Here is a 24,208-nt window from a genome sequence, read left to right on the forward strand (position 1 = left end):
GGCCCTCCCGCGTGGGCCTTCGCCCCCGGCGTAGAACGCCGGAGCACTGGCCCACAGATCGGTAGAGCTGCCAGTAGAGCCTCCGGGGGCCATCTTCTAAGGTGACGGTATGCCGCGATTCCGCTCGATCCTCGACAGCATGCCGCCGTACAAGCCCGGTAAGGCCGTGGTCTCCCCGGAGGGCCGGTCGTACAAGCTGTCCTCCAACGAGAGCCCGTACGGGCCGCTGCCGTCGGTGGTCGAGGCGGTCGCGCGGGCGGCCGCCGAGGTCCACCGCTACCCCGACCCGGGCGCCGTCCGGCTCACCGAGGCGCTCGCCGAGCGGTACGACGTGCCCGCCGGGCACGTCGCACTCGGCGCCGGGTCGGTGTCGGTGGCTCAGCAGATCCTGGCGGCGGTGGGCGAGCCCGGCGCGGACGTCATGTACGCCTGGCGCTCCTTCGAGGCCTACCCGCTGCTCGCGGACCTCTCGGGTGCCCGATCCATTCAGGTGCCGCTGCGCGACGAGACGCACGACCTCGACGCGATGGCCGGCGCCCTCACGCCGGAGACCCGCCTGGTCTTCGTGTGCAACCCCAACAACCCGACCGGCACCGTGAACCGGACCGAGGAGCTCAGGCGGTTCCTCGGCCGGGTGCCCGGCGACGTCACGGTCGTCCTCGACGAGGCGTACCGGGAGTACGTGCGGGACGCCGACGTGCCGGACGGCCTCGCGCTCTACCGCGAGCACCCGAACGTCGCCGTCCTGCGCACGTTCTCCAAGGCGTACGGCCTGGCGGGCCTGCGGGTCGGCTACCTGATCGGGCACGAGCCGGTGGCCGCGGCCGTCCGCAAGACGCTGCTGCCCTTCGCGGTCAACCACCTCGCGCAGGCCGCCGCCATCGCGTCCCTCCACGCGGAGGACGAGTTGCTGGAGCGGGTCGAGACCGTCATCAAGGAGCGCACGCGCGTGCGGGAGGCCCTGCTGTCGCAGGGCTGGACGGTCCCGCCCACCGAGGCCAACTTCGTGTGGCTGCGTCTCGGCGAGCGCACGACGGAGTTCGCCGCGAAGTGCGCGGCCGTGGGCGTCGCCGTGCGCCCGTTCGACGGCGAGGGGGCCAGGGTGTCCATCGGCGACATCGAGGCCAACGACGTCTTCCTGGCCGTCGCCCAGGACTTCATCTGAGCTTTGGGAGGGTGCGGACGGCGACCGCGCTGCCGGGGCACGCCGGCCCCACGCCGTCGGCCCGGCGCCGAGCGCCGTCCACACCTTTCGTTCACGATCGCCCGGTCACCGGCTGAGCTTCTCCACGATCAGCCGGTAGAGCTGGCGCGGCCGGCCCGGCTGCGGAGTGCGGTTCGGCGGAAGCGGCCACGCGAGTCCCTCGTCAACCAGCGTGCGCAGCAACCGGCGAGCCGTACGCGGGGTGACCCCGAGCATGCGCCCGGCCCCCTCCGCGTCCACGACCGTGTCTCCGCCTTCCAGCTTGGCCGCCAGGCGCGCCAGCACCTCGACGCCCTTGGGCTTGATCGGCCCGCCCGGCTGGGGAGGCATCCGGGGCGGCGGCACCAGGGCCCGGCCCTCCCGGTCCACCGCGAAGCCCTGGGGCTGTTTGCCGCCCTGGGTGCGGGCGAGCGCGCCCCTGGCGTGCGTCTCGGCCTCGTGCGTCGTGCGGCCCATCCCCACGCCCACCTCGACGGCGAGCCCCAGCTCCTCGCGGATCCTGGCGGCGAAGGGCAGCACCCGGAACCCGTCGGTGGCGGCCGCGATCGAGCCCTTGGTCGCCACGACCAGGTAGCTGTGGTCGTCGATCGGCCACACGCTCGCGTTGATCCGGTTGGCCTCCTGCACGAGCAGGCGGTGCAGCGACAGCCGCAGCTCGTCCCGCCAGTAGCGCGGGGCGGCCCGGCGCACCGGCTCGCGCAGCGTCGGCACCTCCACCAGCACGACCGTGAGCTGCGACTCCTCCAGCCGGTGCCTGGCGCCGAGCAGCGCCGCCGTGTGCAGTGCCGTCCTTACGGCGGCGGACGTCGGCCGGATCGGCACGACCGGCACTCCGGCTGAGGTCAGCCGGTCGGCCACCCCCTGGACGCACGTGAGCGCGCCCGTGGTGGCCCCCTGGCGGAACAACCGCTCGTGGAAGGCCGTGACCGTGCCGATCGGGCCCGGTTCGTCGCGGCTGTGCACCTCCCCGGAGGGGAGGTTGAGGTCCGCGTACGCCTCGTCGATGTCCGGCCGCGCGAGCACGTCCACGCTCACCCGGCGCGGATCGGTCCGCTCGTCCAGCGAGGCCCGTGCGACCGCCGCCACCAGTGCCGCTCCGCCGAGCTGCACGTGTGTCGCGGGCATCGTCAGCACTCCGGCCCGCCGGGCGAGCTCGAAGGGCACCGGGCTCGCGAACAGGCAGGCGTCCACACCCGGCCCGAGCCGGGTCACCTTGTCCGCGGCCTCCTGCTCGTCCCTGTACGCGGCGGCGACCAGCCGACAGGGCACCGGGGCCGCCGAGTGCCCCATGAGCATCACGCGTTCGACCAAATCATGTGACCCCACCACGCCGATGGTGAGGTCGGGTGTCACCGTCCCCAGACGTGACCCGCGCGGAGTGTCTTCCGTGCGCTCGACCAATGTTCGTCCCATCCCACGTCGCCCCTGTTGTTGTGGCTTCTCTTTGGAACGATCGCTGGTTAAGGCCGTAATGTCACGCCCAGATTTTCCGGAATACCATTCTGGGTGGTCGAGCCGCATCCGTAATATCCCGGATACCCCCTGGTCAGGGCGTTAGTAAAGGTTTTCGGACTCAGTCGCCGTCCGAAGTGGAAATTTCACGCACCACATCAGCGCCAAGCGCCTGCATGCGCTGCGCGAGCGCGCCGTGGCCGCGGTCGATGAGATAACCCGTCCCGATCGACGTCTCTCCCTCGGCGGCGAGACCGGCGAGCACGAGTGCGATTCCGGACCTGAGGTCGTGGGCCGTCACGCCGGCGCCGCGCAGCGGCGTCGGACCGTGCACCACCGCCCGGCTCCCCTCCACCTCGACGTTCGCGCCCATCTTGTTGAGCTCGCCCGCGAGCGCGAAACGGCCGTCGAAGATTCGCTCGTGGATGTAGCTGGAGCCCTCGGCGAGGCAGGCCACCGTCATCAGGGGCGACTGCAGGTCGGTCGCGAAGCCGGGGTAGGTGTCGGTGATCACGTTGATCGGGCGCAGCGGCCGGTCGCGGCGCACCTGCAGGACCGCGCCGTGCTCCTCGAACTCGACGCCCATCTGCTCCAGCTTCCACCGGACCACGCCGAGGTGCTCCAGCGAGGCGCCGACCAGGCTCACCTCGCCCCCGGTGATCGCCGCGGCCATCGCGAACACGCCCGCGTCGAGCCGGTCCGGCATCACCGTGTGCTCGACCGCGGTCAGCTCGTCGACGCCCTCGACCGTGATGAAGCCGGTCCCGCCGCCGCGGATGCGCGCCCCCATCCGGCTCAGCATCGTGATGACGTCGAGCACCTCGGGTTCGAGCGCCGCGTTCTCGATCACGGTGGTGCCCCGGGCGAGCGAGGCGGCCATGATCAGGTTCTCGGTGCCGGTGTGGGAGGGGGTGTCGAGATAGAGCGGAGCGCCGAGCAGGCCGCCGGCCTTGATGTGGATGACGGACTCGCCCTCGTCCACCATCGCGCCGAGGCGCTTGTAGCCGAGGTAGTGGAAGTCGAGGTTGCGGCTGCCGAGGTTGCAGCCGCCGATGCCCTCGATGATCGCCTCACCGAGGCGGTGGAGCAGGGCCGGGACGAACAGTACCGATCCCCGGAACCGGCGGGCGATCTCGGCGGGAAGGACCGGGCTGGTCAGCCGGGAGGCGTCGATGACGAGCGTCCGCTCGCTCTCGTGGAACTCCACCTTCGCCCCGATTGCCTCGGCGAGCTCCACCGCCCGGCGCACGTCCTCGATGACGGGCACGTTGCGGAGCACCGTACGGCCTTCGGCCGCGAGCAGCGCCGCCCCGATCATGGGCAGTACGGCGTTCTTCGCGCCCTGGATGAAGGCGGTTCCACGCAGTACGTTGCCACCGCGCACGCGGTAACTGACCATTAATTCGACTCCTATGTTGGGGGAAAGATGGGGACTCGCGTCGGCCGGCAGCCACGTCGTCGGCGAAGACGTCGGCTTAGAGTAGCCGCTGTGTAGCCGCTGTCCCGGGCGTTTCAGGGAGGAACTACCCCAAGAACGCATGGGGGAACGGATCACGCGAGAGGACATGTGTGACGCTTGTGACTCAGGCGCGGAAGCGCTCTCCGGTGAGGCGCTCGTACGCCTCGACGTAGCGGCCGCGCGTGCGCTCGACGATCTCGTCCGGCAACGGCGGAGGGGCCTCGCCGGAGGCCCTGTCCCAGCCCGACGCGGGCGACAGCAGCCAGTCGCGGACGAACTGCTTGTCGAACGACGTCTGGGAGCGGCCCGGCTCCCACTGGTCCAGCGGCCAGAAGCGCGACGAGTCGGGCGTCAGCACCTCGTCGCCCAGGGTCAGCGCGCCGTCGGAGTCCCAGCCCAGCTCGATCTTGGTGTCGGCCAGGATGATGCCGCGCTCCAGGGCGATCTCCGCCCCCCGGCGGTAGACGCCGAGGGTGATGTCACGCAGCCGCCCGGCCACGTCCGCGCCCACCTCGGCCACGACCTGCTCGAACGTCATCGGCTCGTCGTGCTCGCCCATCGGCGCCTTCGTCGACGGCGTGAAGATCGGCTCGGGCAGCCGCGACCCGTCGGTGAGCCCGTCCGGCAGCCGCACGCCGGAGACGACGCCCTCCCTGCGATAGTCGGTCAGCCCCGAGCCCGTGAGGTAGCCGCGGGCCACGCACTCCACCGGCACCATCCGCAGCTTCCGGCACAGCACCCCGCGCCCGGCGAACTCCGCTGGCACGTCGGCCGAGACGACGTGGTTGGGCACGACGTCCTTGAGCTGCTCGAACCACCACAGCGACAGCCGGGTGAGAATCTCTCCCTTATCGGGGATGCCGGGTTCGAGCACGTGGTCGAAGGCCGAGATGCGGTCGGACGCGACCATCAGCAGCAACCCCTCGGGGGTCTCGTAGAGGTCGCGTACCTTGCCGGAGTGCAGGTGCTTCACCATTCCATCTTCCCAGCTCTTCATCGCGCGTCGACCAGCGGGAAAGTGTCGCGGCCGCGTGTCTTGACGCTTTCCTAACGCCATGTGATAGTCCTAATCATGTTAGGAGAGCCGACCAGAGATAGAAGAACCGAACGTCATGAGGGAACGAAGGCGGAGATCCTCGACGCGGCGTGGGAGATCGCCCGTGCCAACGGTCTGGCCGGGCTGACGCTGCGGGACGTGGCTCGCAAGGTCGGGATGCGCCCGCCGTCGGTGTACTCCTATTTCGCGTCCAAGAACGCCATCTATGACGCCATGTACGCCCAGGGCTGCCGGGAGTTCCTCCGGCGGATGTCGCGGCTGGACGTCACCGGCGATCCCTTGCGCGATCTGACCACCGGCGCCCGGGTCTTCATCGAGTTCTGCGTCGAGGACCCGGCTCGCTACCAACTGATGTTCCAGCGGACGGTTCCGGGGTTCGAGCCGTCCGCCGAGTCCTATGCCCTGGCTCTCCAGGCGCTGGAGTCGACGCGGGTAGCACTGATGAGGATCGGCGTAACCTCCCCCGAAGCGCTCGACATGCTCACCGCGCTCAACACCGGGCTGGCCGACCAGCAGATCTCCAACGACCCCGGCGGTGATCGCTGGCTCAGGTTGATCGACGAGGCCATGGAGATGTTCCTCGCCCACATGGGCGACCGCATGCGAAAGCAGGTCCGATGATGCCTGACACCGCTATGGCGATCGAGTCCGTGCCGTTACTCGATCGAGCACGGGCCGCCGTGCTGGCGGAGGCCGAGTACGAGCGATTCGCCGACCTGGTCCGGTCACTGGACGACGACTGGACCAGACGGACCGACTGCCCGGCCTGGGACGTGCGTGCGATGGTCGCGCACGTCCTGGGTGCGATGGAGTCTCACGTCTCCCCGCGTGAGCTGGTCCACCAGCTCCGTGCGGGCGGCCGGGCGGCGGGCGACCGTCCGCTCATCGACGGCATCACCGAGGTGCAGGTCGCCGAGCGCGCCCATCTCAGCACGTCCCGGCTCGTCGAACGGCTCACCGCGACGGCGCCTCGCGCCGCCCGTGCCCGGCGCAGGCTTCCGGCGCCGCTGCGCCGGATACCGCTCAAGCAGGACGTCGGGGGCGTGATGGAAACCTGGACGATGGGCTACCTGTACGACGTCATCTACACGCGCGACACGTGGATGCACCGCACCGACATCGCCCGGGCGACGGGGCGCCCCCTCGTGCTCACGGCGGACCATGACGGCCGGGTCGTGGCGGATGTGGCCGCCGAATGGGCGCGGCGGCACGGCCGGCCGTTCCGGCTCCGCCTCACGGGGCCCGCGGGAGGCACCTATGTCGCCGGCGACGGCGAGGAGATCACCCTGGACGCCGTCGAGTTCTGCCGGATCCTCTCCGGACGGGGCAGCGGAACCGGGCTGCTCGCCCAGCCCGTGCCGTTCTGACACGGTCGCAACGCCGGACCGGCGCCGCCACTCGCCGGCGGGCATGAGGTCAGGACGAGGCGGCGGTCAGGGCGATGTCGGAGCGGTGGTGGGAACCGCGCAGGGTGATCCGCTCCAGCGCCTCGTAGGCCCGCGTCCTCGCCTCGGCCAGGTCGGCGCCGGTGCCGACCACGTTGAGCACCCGCCCGCCGTTCGACACCAGCCGGTTCTCCGGGTCCAGGGTCGTCCCGGCGTGCAGCGCGTACGCCCCCTCGGTCGTCGGGGGGAGTCCCGCGACGGGGTCGCCCTTCACCGGGTCGGCCGGGTAGTTCTCGGCGGCGAGCACCACGGTCACGGCGGCGCCGTCGCGCCACCGCAGCGGCGGATGGTCCGCGAGGGTGCCGGTCGCGCACGCGAGCAGCAGCCCTCCGAGCGGGGTCTCCAGCCGGTCGAGCACGACCTGGGTCTCCGGGTCGCCGAACCGCGCGTTGAACTCGATCACGCGGGGACCTTCGGTGGTCAGGGCCAGCCCCGCGTACAGCACGCCCGTGTACGGCGTGCCGCGCCGGGCCATCTCGGCGACCGTCGGCCGGACGATCTCGGCCATGACCCGCTCCGACAGGCCCTCCGGGGCCCAGGGGAGCGGGGTGTACGCCCCCATGCCACCGGTGTTGGGACCCTTGTCGCCGTCGTAGGCCCGCTTGAAGTCCTGGGCCGGCTGCAGCGCCACCGCGCTCGTCCCGTCGCACAGGGCGAACAGCGACACCTCCGGGCCGTCGAGGAACTCCTCGATCACCACCCGCTCGCACGACCGCGCGTGCTCCAGGGCCTCCTCGCGGCTGTCGGTCACGACCACGCCCTTGCCCGCGGCCAGGCCGTCGTCCTTCACGACGTACGGAGGGCCGAAGGCGTCCAGCGCCGCCGCGGCCTCCTCCTCGGTCACGCACGTGTACGCCCGCGCGGTCGGCACGCCCGCGGCCGTCATGACGTCCTTGGCGAACGCCTTGGAACCCTCGACCGCCGCGGCCCGCGCCGACGGCCCGAAGCAGGGGATGCCCGCGGCCCTGACCGCGTCGGCCACGCCGGCGACCAGCGGCGCCTCCGGGCCGATCACCACGAGGTCGGCGCCCAGGCGCTCGGCGAGGGCGGTGACCGCCGCGCCGTCCGTGGGCGTGACCTGGTGCAGGGTGGCCACATCGGCGATGCCGGCGTTGCCGGGGGCGCAGTGGACTTCGACGACGGAGGGGTCCAGCCCCAGGGCCCGGCACAGAGCGTGCTCGCGACCCCCGGAACCGATGACAAGAACGCGCACCCGCTCATTCTCGCAGTCTTCTCCGCGTCCTCCGCCGCCCGGCCTCCCGGATACACAGGGGTGACCAGGTTGTCCGACCCCTTTTTGGCAAGAAGTGCATGATCGGAGGCTCTTGACGCCGGTACCCTGGAACAGGCGTCAGGCAGTGATGTGCTAGGTTGGACAGGCTTCGCGCTGTCTCGTAGTGATTGGAGGTGGTCTGGGATGAATTCTGGTGATCCCGTCAGTACGTGCTCGCGCACGTACGTCGTGCGCACTCCCGACCACTTCGACACTGAGTCCCGAGAGGCAGCTCACGCCTGCATGAAGGGGTGACGTCACGTCGCGCGTAGAGCGTGCCGGCTCGGGCGGGAAGGGACCGCCATGCGCTCCACTCTGCTCTTTCCCCGCATCAACAGGCACACCCGGGTCCTGCCCACGCACCTCGGCACCGCGCCGGTGAACGCGGACCCCGTCGTCCGCTGTGTGCCGCCGGCCAGCTCCCTCGTCGAGTTCGGCGCGTACATCGGCGGCGAGAAGGTCGACGCCAACGGCATCCCCGAGGCCGTCCGGATGGTCCGCGAGCACAACGAGGCCAACGAGGTGCCCGGCGCGTACGTCTGGGTCGGCCTGCACGAGCCCGCCGCGCCCGAGGTGGAGTGGCTCGCCGAGGTGTTCGGCCTGCACCCCCTCGCCGTCGAGGACGCCATCAAAGCCCACCAGCGGCCCAAGGTCGAGCGGTACGGCGACTCGCTTTTCATGGTGCTCAAGACCGTCGCGTTCCTCGACGGCGTGGTGCCGACGGCGAGCGGCGAGATCATCGGCACCGGCGAGATCATGGTCTTCGTCGGCCCCGACTTCGTGGTGACCGTACGGCACGGCCGCTACTGCCCGCTCGGCGACGTCCGCGAGAAGCTGGAGTCGAAGGCGAAGCTGATCAGCCGTGGCCCGGCGGGCGTGCTGCACGCCATCGCCGACCACGTGGTGGACAAGTATCTCCAGGTCGCCGACCTGATGCAGGCGGAGCTCGAAGAGGTCGAGGCGGCGGTCTTCGCCGAGGTCAGCTCCCGGGACATCAACCGGATCTACCAGCTCAAGCGGGAGATGCTGGAGCTCAAGCGGGCCGTGGGACCGCTTCAGACCCCCTTCAACGCCCTTCCCCAGCGGCGCAGCATCCCGTCGGAGATGCGCGAGTACTTCCGCGACGTCGGCGACCACCTCTCCCGGGTGTGCGAGCAGGTGCAGGCGTCCAACGAGCTGTCGGACTCGATTTTGCAGGCCGCGCTGGCGCGCTCGAACGCGCTCGCCAACGAGGACATGCGCAAGATCTCGTCCTGGGTCGCGATCATCTCGGTGCCCACGATGATCGCGGGCATCTACGGCATGAACTTCCAGCACATGCCCGAGGTGAGGGCGGTGTACGGCTACCCGGTCGTGCTGGGAGTCATGGTCGTCGCCTGCACACTCCTGCACCGCGCCTTCCGCCGTAACGGCTGGCTCTGACGGTCATTCCGTGTTTTGTCACGGTTGGGCTGGGTGACTCTAACCGTGAGCCTGAGTCATTGCGATATGTCAGATGATGTTGTTGAGTGGGGGGAGAGCGGGCCGCTCGCGCACATCGACCGTTTCCACTTCCGCAGGAGCGTGTCATGACAGAGGCGACACCCCGGTTGTCCACCTTTCCCCTCGCGCGTGAGCGTACTTTCGACCCGCCGGACGAGCTGACGCGCCGCCGCACGGAGGCGCCGCTCCAGCGGATGACGTACGGGGACGGGCACGAGGGCTGGCTGGCGACCGGTCATGCCGAGTCCCGCGCCATCCTCGCCGACGCCCGCTTCAGCACCCGGCCCGAACTGATGCACTCGGTGCTTCCCCAGCGGGCCGAGATCCGGCGGGATCCCCTGCCGCCGGGGTTCTTCCTGCAGATGGATCCTCCCGATCACACCCGTTACCGGAGGCTGCTGACGGGCCAGTTCACCGTACGGCGGATGAAGCAGCTGGAACCCCGCATCCACGACATCACCGAGAGCCGCCTCGACGCCATGGAGCGCGAGGGCGCTCCCGCCGACCTCGTCCGGTCCTTCGCGCTGCCCATCCCGTCGCTGGTCATCTGCGAGATGCTCGGCGTGCCGTACGAGGACAGGGAGAAGTTCCAGCACGACTCGTCGGTGATCCTCGATCTCGAGGCATCGAGCGACCAGATCCGCACGGCGATGTACGACCTGCTCGCCTACCTGGGCGCCCTCGTCGCCGCCAAGAGGAAGGACCCCGGCGACGAAATGCTGAGCGGCCTGGCCGCCTCCGGGGAGCTGACGGACGCCGAGATCGCCGGCATGGGCCTGCTGCTGCTCATCGCGGGCCACGAGACGACGGCGAACATGCTCGGCCTCGGCACCTTCGCGCTGCTGACGAACCCCCGGCAGCTCGCCGTCGTACGGGACGACCCGGGTGCGGTGGAGAACGCGGTGGAGGAGCTGCTGCGCTACCTCAGCATCCTGCACCTCGGGCCCACCCGGACGGCTCTGGAGGACGTGGAGATCGGCGGCACCCTGGTCAGGGCAGGGGAGACGGTGACCCTGTCCCTGGGCGCGGCCAACCGGGACCCCGGGCGGTTCGAGGGCGGCGACACGCTCGACGTCACCCGGTCGGCCCAGGGCCACCTGAGCTTCGGCCACGGCATCCATCAGTGCCTGGGCCAGCAGCTCGCCCGCGCCGAGATGCGGATCGCCTATCCGGCCCTGCTGCGCCGGTTCCCCGGCCTGCGCCTGGCCGTGCCGCCGGAGGAGGTGCCGATGCGGGCCACCTCGGCGGTCTACGGGGTACGCCGCCTGCCGGTGCTCTGGTGAGGCGATGCGCGGGAGGAAACGATGAAGATCAAGGCTGACGTCGGACGGTGCGTCGGGGCGGGGATGTGCGCGCTCACGCTGCCCGAGGTCTTCGACCAGAGCGAGGACGACGGAACGGTCGAGGTCCTCGACCCCGAGCCGCCGGCCGAACTGGCGGCGGGGGTGCGCAGGGCCGTCCAGCTCTGCCCGTCCGGCGCCCTCTCACTCGACACGACAGAGGTCAGGGGGCTCCGACCGGGCGCAACGGGCTGACCGGCCGGGGCAGCGGCAGCCCGCGTGCCTTCCACAACCGGCGCATGCGGTCGGGGTAGTCGGTGACGACGCCGGCCACGCCCAGGTCCATGAGCCGGGCAGCCTCGTCTGGCTCGTTCACCGTCCACACCACGACGGGCAGGCCGTGCCGCGCCGCCCCGGCCATCAGCGTCTCGTCGACGAGCACCCGGTCGGGGGACAGGGTCGTCGCGCCCACCGCGGCGGCGGCCGCCGCGAGGTCGCCGCCCACCTCGCCGAGTCGGATGCCGTTCATCCACTCCGGCGTCATCGTGTCGCGCTCCACGAGGGCGTACCGCCGCTCGACCAGCGGCCGGGCGATCTCCAGGAGCCGCCAGTCGAAGCTGAGCAGGGCCGACCTGGAGAGCCGGTCGTGCCGGTCGAGCTCGTCGACGACCCGCGTCACGAACCGCCGCGGGTCCGGGCACAGATCGGGACGGGTGGGATCGGACTTGAGCTCCACGTTCAGCCGCACGTCGTCCGCGCCGAGAGCGCCGATCAGGCCGAGCACCGCGCCGAGCGTGGGCATCCGGGTGTCCGGCAGCGGCACCTGCGTGAGCGCGAAGCGGTCGTCCGGCCGCTGCGGCAGCCGTACGCCGACGTCGAGGGTCCGCAGCTGCGGCAGCGTGAGCGCGACGACCGGCCTGCCCACGTACGGGAACATCTCGTCCCCCGGCGTGGCCATGCCGGTGTCCGCGCTGGTCACCGGGGAGACGTGCAGATCGTGGGTGAGCACGAGCTGCCCGTCGGCCGACATGGCGACGTCGAACTCGAGGGCGTCGACCCCGAGCTCCAGCGCGAAGGCCAGGCCGGGCAGCGTGTTCTCGGGCCGCAGCCCCCGCGCTCCACGGTGCCCGTGCAGCTCAACGTATCCGTGCACAGCGGCGTACCCTACCGGCCCGCCGGGGTGACGCGGGTGATCCCCCGGTTTCGGGCGCGTACGCCACGAACAATCAGATAAGCGGGCGAATCTGGATGGTCTGGGTGCGGCCGGGGCCCACGCCGATGGCCGAGATCGGGGCGCCGCTCATCTCCTCCAGCGCTCCGACGTACGCCTGCGCGTTCGGCGGCAGGTCCTCGAACGTCTTGGCGCCGGTGATGTCCTCCTGCCAGCCGGGCAGTTCCTCGTAGACCGGCGTGGCGTGGTGGAACTCGGTCTGCGTCATGGGGATCTCGTCGTGGCGCGTGCCGTCGACGTCGTACCCGACGCACACCGGGATGCGCTCCAGCCCGGACAGCACGTCGAGCTTGGTCAGGAAGAAGTCGGTCACGCCGTTGATCCGGGTGGCGTACCGCGCGATGACCGCGTCGAACCAGCCGCAGCGGCGGTCGCGGCCGGTGGTCACGCCGTACTCGCCGCCCGTCTGGCGCAGCCACTCGCCCTGCTCGTCCAGCAGCTCGGTCGGGAACGGCCCGGAGCCCACCCGTGTGGTGTACGCCTTGAGGATGCCGATGATCCTGGTCAGCCGGGTCGGCGGGATGCCGGAGCCGGCGCAGGCGCCACCGGAGGTGGGGGAGCTGGAGGTCACGAAGGGATAGGTGCCGTGGTCGATGTCGAGCAGCGTGCCCTGCCCGCCTTCGAGCAGCACTACCTTGCCCTCGTCGAGCGCTCGCGAGAGCACCAGCGAGGTGTCGGCGATGTGCGGGCGAAGCCGCTCGGCGTAGCCGAGGTACTCCTCCAGCACCTTCGCCGGGTCGAGGCCCCTGCGGTTGTAGATCTTGGTGAGGATCTGGTTCTTCTCGCCCACCGCGGCCTCGATCTTCTTGCCGAGGATGCCCGGGTCGAGCAGGTCCTGCACCCGGATGCCCATGCGGTAGATCTTGTCGCCGTACGCCGGGCCGATGCCGCGGCCGGTCGTGCCGATCTTGGACTTGCCGAGGAACCGCTCGCTGACCTTGTCGATCGCCTTGTGCTGGGGCATGATCAGGTGCGCGCTCGCGGAGATCAGCAGCCGCTCGCAGGAGATGCCGCGCTCGGCCAGCCCGTCGATCTCGGAGAGCAGGACGCCCGGGTCGACGACCACCCCGTTGCCGATCACCGGTACGACGTCCGGCGAGAGCACCCCGGTCGGCAGCAGGTGCAGGGCGTACTTCTGGTCGCCGATGACCACGGTGTGACCCGCGTTGTTGCCGCCCTGGTAACGGACGACGTAATCGACGTCACCACCGAGCAGGTCGGTGGCCTTCCCCTTGCCCTCATCGCCCCACTGGGCACCAACGAGAACGACAGCCGGCATGGTCAAATCTCCCGAACCACGACGAAAGCCCCTGACGCAAGCGCGGCAGGGGCCTCTTGCACACAGAGACTACCCGAGGGCCGCACCAGCGGTGAACGGCGTCTTAACTCGCGAGACGGAGCCTCGTCGGCCCTCGGATGCCGCTGCGTTCCCGAGTCGCGCCCGAGTCGTGCGGGAACTCGTCAGGAGGCGGTCGCGAGCGCCTCCGCGGCGGCCGTGCTGCTGTCGCGCAGGAACTGGGCGCAGCGCTCGGCCTCGTCCTTCTCGCCGATCGCCTGGGCGGCCCTGGCCAGGGCGTTCAGGCAGCGCAGGAACCCCTGGTTCGGCTCGTGCTCCCACGGGATCGGGCCGTGGCCCTTCCAGCCCGCGCGGCGAAGCTGGTCGAGACCACGGTGGTAGCCGGTGCGGGCGAACGCGTACGAGGTGACGGCGTGGCCGGAGGCGAAGTAGTCGTCGGCGAGCGCGCCCCAGGCCGCCGGGTAGGCGGGGAAGCGCGCGGCCACGTCGGCCGCCTTGGCGCCCGACTCGAGCATCTGCCGCGCCTCGGCGTTGTCGGGCAGCAGGGCGGGCGGCGGGCCGGCGAGGAGGTTCTCGTGCGTTTCCATGGGGACAGTTCTACCTGCCGAACACCCCGAGGGGTATGGTCCCGCCGGTGGGAACGGAAGATCGATACGAGAATGATCTTCCGATCCCACCGGGTCCGCCCGCTACTTGAGCTTGGTGCCCGCGGACTTGAGGTGCTGGCAGGCCTCGACGATGCGCTGCGCCATGCCGCCCTCGGCGGCCTTGCCGTACGCGCGCGGGTCGTAGGCCTTCTTGTTGCCGACCTCGCCGTCGATCTTCAGCACGCCGTCGTAGTTGCGGAACATGTGGTCCACGATCGGGCGGGTGAAGGCGTACTGCGTGTCGGTGTCGATGTTCATCTTCACCACGCCGTACGAGATCGACTCGTGGATCTCCTCCATGGCCGAGCCGGAGCCGCCGTGGAAGACGAGGGCGAACGGCTTCTCCTTGCCGTACTTCGCGCCGACGGCCTCCTGGATCTCCTTGAGCACGCTCGGGCGGAGCTTGACGTGGCCCGGCTTGTAGACGCCGTGCACGTTGCCGAAGGTGGCGGCCACGATGTAGCGGCCCCGCTCGCCCAGGCCGAGGGTCTCGGCGACGGCCAGTGCGTCCTCGGGCGTCGTGTAGAGCTTCTCGTTGATCTCGCCGACGACGCCGTCCTCCTCGCCGCCGACGACGCCGATCTCGATCTCGAGGATCACCTTGGCGGCGGCGGTCTTGTCCAGCAGCTCGCTGGCGATCTGGAGGTTCTCGTCCAGCGGCACGGCGGAGCCGTCCCACATGTGCGACTGGAACAGCGGGTCCTGGCCGCGCGCGACGCGCTCGGCGGAGATGTCCAGCAGCGGGCGGACGAAAGAGCCCAGCTTGTCCTTGGGGCAGTGGTCGGTGTGCAGGCCGACCGTCACCGGGTACTTCTCGGCGACCACACGGGCGAACTCGGCGAACGCCACCGACCCGGTGACCATGTCCTTCACGGTGGTGCCGGACAGGAACTCAGCCCCTCCGGTCGACACCTGGATGATCCCGTCGCTCTCCGCCTCCGCGAAGCCACGCAGCGCGGCGTGCAGGGTCTGCGACGAGGTCACGTTGATCGCCGGGTACGCGAAGCCGCCCGCTTTGGCGCGGTCGAACATCTCGGCGTAGACCTCTGGAGTCGCGATAGGCATGCGAAGTCATCTCCTTCTGACGGTATGCGGCGTGGCCAGTATCCCGAAGGCCGCGCCGATCCGGAAAGCCGGGCCGGGTCGAGGCCGCCGAAAGCCGCGGTCATTCCGCGACTCGGGTTTTCCACAGCCGTTGTCGCTTCTCAGTCTCATCTCATCACGGACAGGTAGGCTCGCCCCGTGGACGTGCTCTTGGACCTTCTTGACCCGAAGTGGTGGCTGGGGATGCTCGGCGCCTTCGCCACGATCGGCGTCATCGCCATCGTGTTCGCGGAGACGGGGCTGCTCGTCGGGTTCTTCCTGCCCGGCGACTCGCTGCTCGTGACCGCTGGAATTTTCAGTACGGCCGCGGCGGCCCAGGGCTTCGGGATCGCGCCGCTGTCGCTGCCGACCCTGCTGATCGGCGCGCCGCTGGCCGCGATCGCGGGAGCGCAGCTGGGTCACTTCCTGGGCGTGAAGGTCGGCCGGAGGATGTTCGACAAGCCCGATTCCCGGCTGTTCAAGAGAGAGCACGTCGAGAAGGCGGAGCACTACTTCGAGAAGTTCGGCCCGGCGAAGGCCGTGGTCGTCGCGCGGTTCATGCCGATCGTCCGCACCTTCATGAATCCCGTGGCCGGCGTCCTGGAGATGGACGCGCGCCGGTTCTTCGTCTGGAACGTCGTCGGCGGCGTCGCCTGGGTCGAGGCGCTGCTGCTGCTCGGCTACTTCCTCGGCAAGAGGGTCGACGGCATCGACAGGTACATCCTTCCCGGCGTCTTCGTCGTCATCCTCCTGTCGATCATCCCCATCGTGCGTGAAGTGATCAAGAGCCGCCGGGCCGCCGTCGTCGTGCCGAAGGGCCGCCACCACGCCGGCGCGGAGCAGCGGAACCACCCCGGCGTCTGACGCGCGCCCGACGATGTGCGCCCGACGATAAATGACACAGCACTGAATTTCCCGCACAACCGCTACTCTCCGGGATGTGGGACGCCACAGGTCTGATCCCCTCGGAATCGCGAGGCTGGCACTCGTCGGCCTGGCGGTCGTGCTGCTGCTCGCCGTGATCGTCATCGGCGGCAGGGCGCTGTTCTCCACGTTCGGATCAGGAGAGTTCGGATCAGGAGCCTCCGGGGAGCCCGCGGCCGTGGCGTCCTCGTCCCCGGCGGCCCGGCCCTCCGCGGCGACGTCCCCGCCCCGCGTGCCCACAGTACGGGTGGTGTGCCAGGCCGACCGGTGTCCGGTGTTCGTCCGGGTGCCGGGCGGCGACGTGCTGGTCGACCGGGACCTGGCCCGGGGCGAGCAGGCGTCCTACTTCGATCCCGAGCTCGACGTCGTCCTGGACGATGCGAGCACGGTCGAGGTCTTCGCGAACGGGACCGCCAGGTCCCCCGGGCCGCCCGGCGAGCGGCGGGCGTTCAGTGTGACGCGATCCCCAGGTCCGTGAGCGTGTAGGCGGAGCGGTAGGGCACCCCGGTCGCCGCCAGCGCCTCGTCGCCGCCCCGGTGCACGATCGTCGCGATGCCCACGACCTCCGCGCCCGCCTCGCGCAGCGCCTCCACGGCGGTGAGCACCGACCCGCCGGTCGTGGTGGTGTCCTCCACCGCGAGCACCCGGCGTCCGGCGACGTCGGGGCCCTCGATCCTGCGCTGCAGGCCGTGGGCCTTGCCCGCCTTGCGGACGACGAAGGCGTCGAGCGCGCGGCCCCGGGCCGCCGCCGCGTGCAGCATCGCCGTCGCCACGGGGTCCGCGCCCAGCGTCAGGCCGCCGACCGCCTCGTAGCCGAGATCCTCGGTGAGGTCGAGCATGACCCGCCCCACCAGGGGCGCCGCCACGCCGTCGAGGGTGATGCGGCGCAGGTCGACGTACCAGTCGGCCTCCTTGCCCGAGGACAGCACGACCCGCCCGTGCACGATGCCCTTGTTCTTGATCTCGTCCAGCAGCTTCTCGCGGTCACTCATGGGCCTCAGCGTACGGCCGGCCCGGTGGGACGGTTCGCAGGGGCCGACGGCTACGGAGAGTAAAGGCCGGGCTGCGGTTTAGCCAGGACGTGGACTGCGGAATGATTGGCGATGCAACTCATCGTAATCGCGAGGTCGCAATGCGTAGACAAGTCCGGCTTACCGACGTGGAGCTGCTCGAAGCCGTCCGGGGAGGCGACACGGCGGCGTACGGAACGCTCTACCGGCGTCACTCCGCCGCCGCCCGGTCCCTGGCCCGGCAGCTCACGCAGAGTGAGGAGGCGGCCGAGAACCTCCTCGTCGAGATCTTCGCGAGGCTGCTGGAACTGGTGCGGTGTGGCGGCGGCCCCGCCTCCGCCTTCCGGCCCTACCTGCTGGCGTCGCTGCGCCGCTACGCCGCCACCGGGGTGGTCGACCTCGCCGACGGCGACTCCCTGTACGTGGACCTCGAGCTGAAGGGGCTCGAACGCGCGCCGCTCGCCCGCGCCTATCTCTCGCTGCCGGAGCGCTGGCGCATGGTGCTGTGGCACGTGGAGGTCGAGGGCGCCGACCCCGGGGAGGCGGGCCCGCTGCTCGGGCTCTCGGGACGGGCGGCCGTCGAGCTCACCGGGAGGGCCCGCCGGGCGCTGCGGGAGGCGTACGTGCGGCTGCGCCTGGACGGCGGCCCGCGCGAGGAGTGCCGGCCGATCCTCATCACGATCCTGCGTTACATGGAGAACGGCCTGCCGAAGCAGGAGGCCGCCGACGTCGACGGGCACGTCGCCGAGTGCATCGACTGCCGGTCGGTCTTCCTGGAGATGGTGGACCTCACGCAGGGGCTGCGGGACGTCGTCGGCCAGCTTGTCGCGGGGCCGGCGGTGGACGACTACCTCGCGGACCTCGCCGCGCACACGCGGCACGACCAGGCGCCCGGCGGGGAGGGCAGGGCGGGCGCCCTGGCCGGCCTGCGGGCCGCCTACGACAGAGCCGGGGTCTCCGTGCAGAGCGCCTGGACGGGCGCGGTCGCGGCGCTCGGGGCCACCGGCGACCGGGTGCGGACGCACCTCGCACGAATGCCGGCCCTCGTGCGAAGCGTGCCGGCGCCGTACCGCGCGGTGCTGGGCGGCATCGCCGTGGCCGGCCTGGCGACGGTGGCCTTCCTGCTCGTCGCCGAACCGGCGGGCGTGCTTCCGGTGAACATCTCAGCGTCGCCGGGCCGGACGGGCGAGCCGGGCGGAGCCCCGGACCGGCAGGGACCCGCCACCGGCACATCTGGCACTGCGGGCATTCCCGGCACACATGACACTCCCGGCACGGCTCTCGCACAGGGAGCGGCGCCGGACGAGCCGGTCAGTCGCGCGACACCGGCCGGGACGGTGGCGATGCCGGAGCCGGCCCGGCCGGACGGCCCGGTCCTGCCGCCGCGAGACGGCCGAGGGCACGCCGGGTGGCCTCCGCCTTCCCGCCACTCCTCCGATGCCCGGGTGAACGCGGGGCACGCTCCCGCACAGGAGGGCCGCTCCTCGGTCCCGGAACGGCAGCGGGTGCGCCGGCAGGTTCCTCGTGCGCCGTACGAGACGAACCGTGAACAGGGCCACTGGGAGGCGCACGAGCAGTTCCCCACCCGCCAGGAGGTGCGGCAGCGGGTTCCCGGGCAGGCCCGCGCCGCCGTGCGGGAGCACGACGTGCGGAACCACGACATGCGGGATCGCGCCGGACGGCGCATCCGGCCGGGCGGCGACGAGACGGGCGGCGAGAAGACGGGGAAGCGGCACGTCGCGCGGATACCGCACCCCGGCGCGGCCGGGCCGGTCGTCGCCATCGACCCGCTCGGCGCCCTGCTGCGCGGGCAGCCGGGGCTCGTCGCCGTACGGCTGCGCAACGCGGGCGGCGCAGCCACGGAGGGGCAGAACGCGGACGGGGAGAAATCAGAGGGGGAGAAACCGGAGGGGGAGAACGCGGACGAGGAGAACGCGGGACGGGAGGAGGCGCAAGGGGAGGGCGAGGTCGTCGCGACCGTGACGCTCCCGCCGGGAGTCAGATTCGTGGCGCGGAGCCGTTACGGGCAGGGCGGCGCACCTTCCGGCGCGCACCAGGACGGGCACGCGAAGGACGGGCATGCGAAGGACGGGCGCGTGAAAGGCGGGGATGCGAAAGGCGGGGATGCGAAGGACGGCGGTACGGGGGACGGATGGACCTGCACGGCGGAGGGCCGGGTCGTGCGGTGCGCCCGAGGGCCGCTGGCGGCCGGGGAGGTGACCGCGATCTTCCTGAAGGTGGCCGTGGCCGCGGACGCGCCCACGGGGAGGGCGTTCACGGTCCGGGTCCGCTCGGGGCGGACGGAGGCCACCGCGCGATCGACGGCGGGAGTACGCGGGTCGGGTGTGGCGGCCCGGTTCGCCGCCGACGGCCATCTCGTGACGCGGGTCGTCGGCAACGCGCTCGTGAGCACCGCCGCGCCGCCCGTGCCCTGCGGCGCCGCCGCATCCGCCGCTCCCGGTCGTGGCCCGGGCGTCAGCGTGCCCGTCGACCTCGACGCGGACGACTCGACGCCGACGTCGAGTTGCGCCGATCTCGCTCTGCCCGGGGCCGGCCGGGTGCTGTGGGCCGGGCTCTACTGGTCGGCGGACGGCAGGCGGGCGAGTCCCACCGGCGACGTCCGGGTGCGGGCGCCGGGCAGCCCGGCGTACGTCACCGTGCGCGCGGCCGAGATCGCGCGGCGGAATCTGCCGGCGGGTCCCGGCTACCAGGCGTTCGCCGACGTCACGTCCCTGGTCCGCGCCGCGGGCGGGGGCCGCTGGTGGGTCGCCGGGGCGGCCCCGGCGCGTACGGGGACGGTCCGGCATGCCGCCTGGGGCCTGGTGGTGCTGGCCGTGGACGAGCGGCAGCCGTACACGAGGGTGGTGGTCCTGGACGCCGCGGCCGTCGTCGGGGCCGAGGAGGAGGCGCTGCGGATCCCTCTCGACGGCCTGGCTCCGGGTGGCGCCCCGGCGCGGATCGACCTGATGGTGTGGAACGCCGAGGGGGTGAGGGCTGGGCTGGGCACCGGCGGCGGCCGGGGTCGCGGCGAGGACGGGCGGGACGCGGGTGTCCTCGCCGCGGGCGCCACCGGCGGCGTCGCGGTGGACTCACTCCACACGCTGCTGGGGCGCCGCCCCACGCTGCGTCTCGCCACCAGGCGGGAACCGGCCTTCTTCGGGGTCGCGGTGGTGAGCGCGAGGACGTGGTCCTGACATATTCCGCCCCCCCCGAGGGGATGTTTTTCCAAAGGTGACCGATAACGAATGAGTGGCAGGTAATACCTGGACAAACTGGTACGGTCGGCATGAACGCTTCCGATTCCAGGGGCCGCGGACGTCCCGATCTCCCAGTGGGGGGCGAGGGCTGAATCGCCGGGAATCACCCTCGCGGGAACACACGCTTGACTACCCTGAGAGAGCCACGTAGGAAGGGCGGTGTCGCGTGGATCGCTGCGCGCTGTTCGTTGACGCCGGCTACTTGCTGGCAGACGGCGCGATGGCCGTCCATGGGACCCGCCATCGCGAGGCCGTCTCCTGGGACTATCCCGGGCTGTTGCGGTTCCTGACGAACCTGTCGCGCGAGCGCACCGGCCTGCCGTTGCTGCGCTGTTACTGGTACGAGGCGACCGTCGAGGGCCGCCGGACGCCCGAGCACGACGTGCTGGCCGACATTCCCGGTCTCAAGCTCCGCCTCGGACGCATCCGTCCGGGCCGCCGCGAGGGCGTGGACGCCCAGGTCCACCGGGACCTGATGACCCTGGCCCGCAACAACGCCGTCTGCGACGCGGTCGTGGTCAGCGGCGACGAGGATCTCACCCAGGTGGTGAGCGACGCGCAGGACCTCGGCATCCGCGTGACGGTCATGCAACTGGCCGCGGACGGCACCTGGTCCGCCGCGCGCACCCTGCGCCAGGAGTGCGACGACCTCGTGGAGATGGCGGGCGCGCACCTGCGGCCGTACGTCACGCTCTCGACCACGGCGGACGCGGGCCAGAACGTCGGCACCGGGCAGCACCAGCTGACGGCGGGCAACGGCCAGCACCACGGCAACGGCGTCGTCGCCCACGTCAACGGCTCCCACCCGCACGGTTCGCCGCCGAACGGACCCCGGTCGCAGGGGTCGCAGCCGCAGGCCGGCTACATCCTCGGCTCGCAGACCGCAGGCCTTCCCGTCTCCGGCGGGCATGACAGCGCCTCGTACGGCTCGGGCCTGAGCGGTCCGGATTCACACGGCTCCAGCTCACGTGATCCGGGCGCGCACGACGCCTCGACGCCCGGCACGTCGTCATCAGACGTTTCGACGCCGGGTCTTCCTGCATCAGCTACGCCGGCACCCGATGGGCTGGCACAGAGCGGTGGGCTGGCACAGAGCGGTGGGTCGCACGCCTCTGGCTCGCATGGTGCCGGTTCTCATGGTGCCGGTTCTCATGGCGCCGGTTCTCATGGTGCCGGTTCTCATGGTGCCGGTTCTCATGGCGCCGGTTCTCATGGTGCCGGTTCGCATGATCTGGGATCGCTCGGTTCGGCGTCGCATGGGGGATCGTCACCAGGCGGGTCGCTCGGCGGCGGGGCACACAGCACGGGGGCCCACTCGTCCGGCAGCCATGCGTCCGGCAGTCATGTGTCCGGCGCTCACGCGTCCGGCACCACGGGGTCGGGCGGTCACTCATCCGGCGGTCACGCGCCGGGCGGTCACTCATCCGGCGGTCACTCATCCGGCGGTCACGCGTCGGGCAGTCTCGGATCCGGTGTGCATGACGCGAGTGCGTTCAGTTCCAGCGCTCATGACTCCAGCGCTCATGACTCCAGCGCTCACGGCTCCGGTGCTCATGGTTCCGGTGCTCACGGTTCGGGCGCGCGGGGTTCTGAGACTCACAGTTCTGAGACCTACGGTTCGGGTCCCCACAGCTCGGAGACCCACAATTTGGGAACCCAGGGTTCGAGCGGGCATGGCTCCGGGGCTCACTCCGGGACCCATTCTGGGGCCCATTCCGGGGTTCACAGCGGCGGCCGATCTTCCGGGCACGCCCGCCCGGCGCTTCCGGCGCAGCCGTCCCCACCGGTCTACAACGGATATCCGCCGGAAGCCCATCAGCCGCCCGGCCAGTCGCAGCAGCGCCCGGCTCAGCCGCCCCCATCGATGCCGCCCCCGTCCATGCCGCTGCCGGCTCCACCGGCGCCCCTTCCGCCGTCGCCACCCGCAGGTCAGGCGCCACCGACGACACCGCTGCACACCCAGTACGCCTCCGGCTCCGGCGGTTACTCGCCCTCCCAGCTCGGGCCGTACACCGGTCCGCAGCCCGCGCCGGTGCCGATGCAGCCCGGAGGCACCACGACGCTGGCCGAGGCGGTGCAGGCCGCGCACAAGGAGGGCCACGACTTCGGCGAGTCCGTGGCCAGGGACGCTCCCGCGCTCTGGTTGGAGGCGGTGCTGGCCCGGAAGCCCCGCATGCCGTCCGACCTGGAGGCCAGGCTTCTGCAGGGGTCGTCGCTCCCGATCGACTTCCTCCTCCACGACGAGGTCCGGCACGCGCTGCGGCGCGGCTTCTGGGACGCCCTGGAGCGGGCCCGCCGCTAGCCGGCACCGTGACCGGCCCGGCCAAGGTTCGCGGACACTCCACTACTTCGGGGTCCGGGTGCGCAGGGCCCGGACGCACCAGGTGAGGGCGGGTGCCGGGTCGTCCGGGGGCGGCCAGCCGTTGACCACCGCGAGCAGGCGGGAGTAGGTCTGGCGGCGCGGGTCGTTCGCGGTTTCCAGCAGGGTGAGCAACCGGCGTCGCAGGGCCGCGTCGTCCGGGCGGCGCAGGGTCGCGGCATACCGTGCGGTGACCGCGGCGAGGTACGGTCCGGCGCCGGACGAGGCGGGGTCGACGCCCGCCGCCAGTGCGGGGGCGACCTGGTCGCGGACGATCGCGACGGCGTCCGGACGTGGGACGGCGGTGCCCGGACGTGGGGCGGCGGTGCCCGGACGTGGGGCGGCGGTGCCCGGACGTGGGACGGTGTCCGGACGTGGGACGGTGTCCGGACGTGGGACGGTGTCCGGACGTGGGGCGGCGGCGTCCGCGCGGTCGGCCACGTGCTGCTCGGCGACGCGCCTGAGCGCGGCCCGGAAGGCCGGGTCGCCGGACAGTTCGGCGAGTTCGACCCATGCCTCGACCTGCTCGGGTTCGGGGTCGTCGGGGAGTTCGGGGGTCATCGTGCGCCTGATCCCGGTCAGGTCGGCGTCGAGGTCGCCGAAGGCGGCGTCGAGGAAGTCGTCGATCAGCCGCCGTCGTTCGTCTTCGGTGAGCCGGGCGAGTCCGTGCATCAGATCCAACTCCTCAGGGGTGGAGCCGCGCCTCGCCACTGCCAGGGCCACCGCGTGCCGCGACCGCAGCACCCGGATCTGCACCGCCAGCGCCTCGGCGTGCGCCGCCGCGACCTCGGCCAGCGTCGCGTCCCGGTCCAGGACCTTCCTGATCGTGGGCAGGTCGATCCCCAGGTCGCGCAGTGTGCGTACGAGGTCCAGGCGGGCCACGGCGTCAGGGCCGTAGCGGCGGTGGCCGGCCGGGCTTCGGTCGGTGGGCGGCACGATGCCGCGGTCGGAGTAGAACCGGATCGCCTTGATCGTCAGCCCGGTTCGCGCCGCCAGTTCGCCGATCGAACACAACGTGTCGCCGTCCATGCCTCCACCCTTGCGTCTCCCCCTACGGGAGACGCAACCCGGCGGAGGGCGGCCGTCCGGCGGGGGTGAAAGGGTGCCGCGCCTCAGCCGAGGGCGTCGAAGCCGGACCGCAGGTGGGCGACCCGCTCGCCCAGGTCGGAGATCGCGCCGTTCAGTGGCGGGTCGTCCGGCTCGCCGGCCAGTTCCCGCACCCGGCGCAGGTCGTCCTCGACGGCGGCCAGCCGCTTGGCCAGCTCGGCCAGGACGGACGTCAGGTCGGTGCCGCCGCCTCCGGGCAGTTCACCGGCCAGCCGCTCGCGGAGCAACGCCGCCTGCTCGGTGAGCCGCCGGTTCATGGCGTAGAGCTCCACGAACACGGACACCTTCGCGCGCAGCACCCAGGGGTCGAACGGCTTGGTGAGATAGTCGACCGCTCCGGCGGCGTACCCGCGGAAGGCGTAGTCGGGCGCGCTGTCGACCACGGTCAGGAAGATGATCGGGATGTTCCTGGTGCGCTCTCTGCGCTTGATATGCGCGGCCGTCTCGAAGCCGTCCATGCCCGGCATGCGCACGTCGAGCAGGATGAGGGCGAAGTCGCTCGACAGGAGAGCCTTCAGCGCCTCCTCGCCGGAGCGTGCCCGTACGGGCACGACGTCCAGCGAACTCAGGATCGCCTCAAGGGCGATCAGGTTCTCCTCGCGGTCGTCGACCAGCAGGACCCTGGCGCGGTCAGGCATCGA

General features: G+C 71.4%; 21 protein-coding genes. 10 read left to right on the forward strand and 11 right to left on the reverse strand.

The features are described 5' to 3' along the window. Positions 1-109 precede the first annotated feature (109 nt). Positions 110-1,165, forward strand: coding sequence for a histidinol-phosphate transaminase (gene hisC / locus OG344_RS10315; RefSeq protein WP_405088021.1), 1,056 nt, complete (start codon positions 110-112; stop codon positions 1,163-1,165). Between the two features lie 105 nt (positions 1,166-1,270). Here hisC and OG344_RS10320 read toward each other — a convergent pair whose 3' ends face one another. From OG344_RS10320 to OG344_RS10330, 3 genes are all read right to left on the reverse strand, one after another. Further along, positions 1,271-2,515 (reverse strand): transcriptional regulator, encoded by a 1,245-nt coding sequence (locus tag OG344_RS10320; protein WP_405089069.1) that lies wholly within the window; start codon positions 2,513-2,515, stop codon positions 1,271-1,273. 262 nt (positions 2,516-2,777) lie between these two features. Next, positions 2,778-4,055 carry a UDP-N-acetylglucosamine 1-carboxyvinyltransferase gene (gene murA, locus OG344_RS10325; protein ID WP_405088022.1) on the reverse strand — a complete coding sequence of 426 codons (1,278 nt, stop codon included), beginning with the start codon at positions 4,053-4,055 and terminating at the stop codon, positions 2,778-2,780. Positions 4,056-4,239: 184 nt separating this feature from the next. Continuing rightward, positions 4,240-5,091 carry a phosphoribosylaminoimidazolesuccinocarboxamide synthase gene (locus OG344_RS10330; protein WP_405088023.1) on the reverse strand — a complete coding sequence of 284 codons (852 nt, stop codon included), beginning with the start codon at positions 5,089-5,091 and terminating at the stop codon, positions 4,240-4,242. A gap of 96 nt (positions 5,092-5,187) precedes the next feature. On the opposite strand from OG344_RS10330, the gene OG344_RS10335 reads away from it, so the two are divergent. Together OG344_RS10335 and OG344_RS10340 are read left to right on the forward strand one after the other, a co-directional pair. After that, positions 5,188-5,793 (forward strand): TetR/AcrR family transcriptional regulator, encoded by a 606-nt coding sequence (locus OG344_RS10335; protein WP_327049015.1) that lies wholly within the window; start codon positions 5,188-5,190, stop codon positions 5,791-5,793. 14 nt (positions 5,794-5,807) lie between these two features. Beyond that, entirely contained in the window at positions 5,808-6,539 is a 732-nt protein-coding gene (locus OG344_RS10340) for a maleylpyruvate isomerase family mycothiol-dependent enzyme (RefSeq protein WP_405088024.1), read from the forward strand. A 49-nt stretch (positions 6,540-6,588) separates the two neighbouring features. On the opposite strand, the gene purD is transcribed toward OG344_RS10340, so the two are convergent. Beyond that, positions 6,589-7,830, reverse strand: a complete 1,242-nt coding sequence (purD, locus tag OG344_RS10345; protein WP_405088025.1) for a phosphoribosylamine--glycine ligase — start codon at positions 7,828-7,830, stop codon at positions 6,589-6,591. 363 nt (positions 7,831-8,193) lie between these two features. On the opposite strand from purD, the gene OG344_RS10350 reads away from it, so the two are divergent. The 3 genes from OG344_RS10350 to OG344_RS10360 all read left to right on the forward strand — a co-directional run bounded on the left by OG344_RS10350 (position 8,194) and on the right by OG344_RS10360 (position 10,907). Continuing rightward, entirely contained in the window at positions 8,194-9,312 is a 1,119-nt protein-coding gene (locus OG344_RS10350) for a magnesium and cobalt transport protein CorA (protein WP_405088026.1), read from the forward strand. 146 nt (positions 9,313-9,458) lie between these two features. Then, the gene (locus OG344_RS10355) at positions 9,459-10,655 is read left to right on the forward strand and encodes a cytochrome P450 (protein WP_405088027.1); all 1,197 of its coding nucleotides are present in this window, start codon (positions 9,459-9,461) and stop codon (positions 10,653-10,655) included. A 21-nt stretch (positions 10,656-10,676) separates the two neighbouring features. Continuing rightward, on the forward strand, positions 10,677-10,907 hold the full coding sequence (locus OG344_RS10360) for a ferredoxin (protein ID WP_405088028.1): 231 nt from the start codon (positions 10,677-10,679) through the stop codon (positions 10,905-10,907). Here OG344_RS10360 and OG344_RS10365 read toward each other — a convergent pair. The 4 genes from OG344_RS10365 to fbaA form a co-directional block, all read right to left on the reverse strand. Continuing rightward, on the reverse strand, positions 10,876-11,805 hold the full coding sequence (locus OG344_RS10365; protein WP_405088029.1) for a glycerophosphodiester phosphodiesterase family protein: 930 nt from the start codon (positions 11,803-11,805) through the stop codon (positions 10,876-10,878). The genes OG344_RS10360 and OG344_RS10365 overlap by 32 nt on opposite strands. A 73-nt stretch (positions 11,806-11,878) precedes the next feature. Continuing rightward, positions 11,879-13,162, reverse strand: coding sequence for an adenylosuccinate synthase (locus tag OG344_RS10370; RefSeq protein WP_327049022.1), 1,284 nt, complete (start codon positions 13,160-13,162; stop codon positions 11,879-11,881). Between the two features lie 182 nt (positions 13,163-13,344). Further along, positions 13,345-13,767: a DUF3151 domain-containing protein gene (locus OG344_RS10375; protein WP_327049023.1), complete on the reverse strand. Its 423-nt coding sequence runs from the start codon at positions 13,765-13,767 to the stop codon at positions 13,345-13,347. Between the two features lie 102 nt (positions 13,768-13,869). Then, positions 13,870-14,892 (reverse strand): class II fructose-bisphosphate aldolase, encoded by a 1,023-nt coding sequence (fbaA, locus tag OG344_RS10380; protein ID WP_327049024.1) that lies wholly within the window; start codon positions 14,890-14,892, stop codon positions 13,870-13,872. 177 nt (positions 14,893-15,069) lie between these two features. On the opposite strand from fbaA, the gene OG344_RS10385 reads away from it, so the two are divergent. After that, positions 15,070-15,774 (forward strand): DedA family protein, encoded by a 705-nt coding sequence (locus OG344_RS10385; protein ID WP_327049025.1) that lies wholly within the window; start codon positions 15,070-15,072, stop codon positions 15,772-15,774. A gap of 76 nt (positions 15,775-15,850) precedes the next feature. Further along, complete coding sequence (locus tag OG344_RS10390; RefSeq protein ID WP_405088030.1) at positions 15,851-16,312, forward strand: hypothetical protein; 462 nt, start codon at positions 15,851-15,853, stop codon at positions 16,310-16,312. On the opposite strand, the gene OG344_RS10395 is transcribed toward OG344_RS10390, so the two are convergent. Further along, positions 16,284-16,826: an orotate phosphoribosyltransferase gene (locus tag OG344_RS10395; protein WP_204284743.1), complete on the reverse strand. Its 543-nt coding sequence runs from the start codon at positions 16,824-16,826 to the stop codon at positions 16,284-16,286. The two genes, OG344_RS10390 and OG344_RS10395, sit on opposite strands and share 29 nt — an antisense overlap. A 140-nt stretch (positions 16,827-16,966) precedes the next feature. Between OG344_RS10395 and OG344_RS10400 the strand changes: the two genes are divergently transcribed. Continuing rightward, on the forward strand, positions 16,967-20,038 hold the full coding sequence (locus tag OG344_RS10400) for a hypothetical protein (protein WP_405088031.1): 3,072 nt from the start codon (positions 16,967-16,969) through the stop codon (positions 20,036-20,038). Between the two features lie 229 nt (positions 20,039-20,267). After that, entirely contained in the window at positions 20,268-22,403 is a 2,136-nt protein-coding gene (locus tag OG344_RS10405) for an NYN domain-containing protein (protein ID WP_405088032.1), read from the forward strand. Positions 22,404-22,445: 42 nt separating this feature from the next. On the opposite strand, the gene OG344_RS10410 is transcribed toward OG344_RS10405, so the two are convergent. Both OG344_RS10410 and OG344_RS10415 read right to left on the reverse strand, forming a co-directional pair. Next, on the reverse strand, positions 22,446-23,489 hold the full coding sequence (locus tag OG344_RS10410; RefSeq protein ID WP_405088033.1) for a MerR family transcriptional regulator: 1,044 nt from the start codon (positions 23,487-23,489) through the stop codon (positions 22,446-22,448). An 83-nt stretch (positions 23,490-23,572) separates the two neighbouring features. Next, entirely contained in the window at positions 23,573-24,205 is a 633-nt protein-coding gene (locus OG344_RS10415; RefSeq protein ID WP_327049031.1) for a response regulator, read from the reverse strand. Positions 24,206-24,208: the final 3 nt, after the last annotated feature.

The sequence above is a fragment of the Microbispora sp. NBC_01389 genome, from assembly GCF_045040095.1.
Lineage (GTDB): Bacteria > Actinomycetota > Actinomycetes > Streptosporangiales > Streptosporangiaceae > Microbispora.